The 1556-nt window shown below is 35.7% G+C and carries 2 protein-coding genes; both read right to left on the bottom strand.

Going from position 1 to position 1556, the window contains the following annotated elements:
* On the bottom strand, window positions 1-404 hold a 404-nt coding region (locus A9G30_RS11220; protein WP_065589017.1), incomplete at its 3' end, for a regulatory protein RecX.
* Window positions 404-1450 (bottom strand): recombinase RecA, encoded by a 1047-nt coding sequence (gene recA / locus A9G30_RS11215; RefSeq protein ID WP_065589016.1) that lies wholly within the window; start codon window positions 1448-1450, stop codon window positions 404-406. The genes A9G30_RS11220 and recA, both read right to left, overlap by 1 nt.
* Window positions 1451-1556: the final 106 nt, after the last annotated feature.

The raw sequence follows: 1556 nt of genomic DNA, 5'->3' as shown, positions 1-1556 counted from the left end.
CAATCAATTTGTTTTATCTTTTTTAGTAATTGCTCGTATGCCATATTTCCCCAATTGATATCGGCAATTTGCAAAAGTTGCCGGCTCAAATCAACAGGTAAACCTCGTTGTTTAAGTTCCATGGCTATTTTATATTTTCCATAACCTTTTTGGGCTCGCATAACAATATAATTTTCAATATATTGTTCGTCATTAATCCAATTTTGTTTTATACAATATTCAATAATATATTGAATTTCAATTTTTAGTTTGGCTAACTGGTCATGGTATTCTTCATCGGTGTATTGCAGTTTTTTTATGAAAAAAGAGGCTATTTTTTGGCTTAGCTCATAAGAAGAATGGTTGCGCTGTGCAAGTAATTGCACAGCTTTATTGAGCATTGATTTGTTCAGTTTTGTTTCCATTATTCAACGTTTTCGCTTTCTGATGATATAGCTTGGTCATCAGATGTAAAAACAGCAGGGCTATTTAATAATAATTCGCGTATTTTAGTTTCAAGTTCTGAAGCGATCTCAGGGTGTTCTTGTAAAAACTTAATTGAATTAGCTTTACCTTGACCCACTTTCTCGCCATTGTAGCTATACCACGCTCCTGCTTTATCGACTAACTTATGCTTAACGCCTAAATCAATTAACTCGCCTTCTTTCGAAATACCACAACCATAAAGAATTTGGAATTCAGCTTGTCTAAAAGGGGCTGCCACTTTGTTTTTAACCACTTTTACTCGAGTATCACTACCAATAACATCTTCACCTTCTTTTACAGAACCAGTACGGCGGATATCTAAACGTACTGATGCATAGAATTTCAGTGCATTACCTCCAGTTGTCGTTTCTGGACTACCAAACATAACACCAATTTTCATACGGATCTGGTTAATAAAGACAACTAAACAATTGGCATTTTTAATATTCGCAGTTAGTTTTCGCAATGCTTGTGACATTAAACGAGCTTGTAATCCCATATGAGAATCGCCCATTTCACCTTCAATTTCTGCTTTTGGTGTTAATGCAGCTACTGAGTCAACGATAATAACATCAACCGCACCAGAACGAACTAAAGCATCACAAATTTCAAGTGCTTGCTCTCCTGTATCGGGTTGCGAAACGAGTAAATCGTCGACTTGCACCCCTAATTTTGCAGCATAAATAGGATCCAGCGCATGTTCAGCATCAATAAATGCACAGGTTTTACCCTCTTTTTGTGCTTGAGCTATCACAGATAAAGTTAGCGTTGTTTTACCAGATGATTCAGGGCCAAAAATTTCAACAATTCTACCCATTGGTAGGCCACCGATACCTAATGCAATATCGAGCCCTAAAGAACCAGTAGATACCGCATCCACATCCAACGTTTGGGTATCACCTAAACGCATAATTGAACCTTTACCAAATTGTTTTTCGATTTGACTTAATGCTGCTGAAAGTGCGCGTTGTTTGTTTTCGTTCATATTATAAAATTCCAATGAGTTAGGATATGGCTATATATTATACTGTATTGTTATACAGTATCAAGTTTTTTTTATATATAGAAATTATTTAGTTAATCATGAGAAC

It is taken from the genome of Gilliamella sp. Fer4-1, from assembly GCF_001690515.1.
GTDB classification, from domain to species: domain Bacteria; phylum Pseudomonadota; class Gammaproteobacteria; order Enterobacterales; family Orbaceae; genus Gilliamella; species Gilliamella apicola_C.
This window is presented reverse-complemented; position numbering and strand designations above follow the sequence as displayed.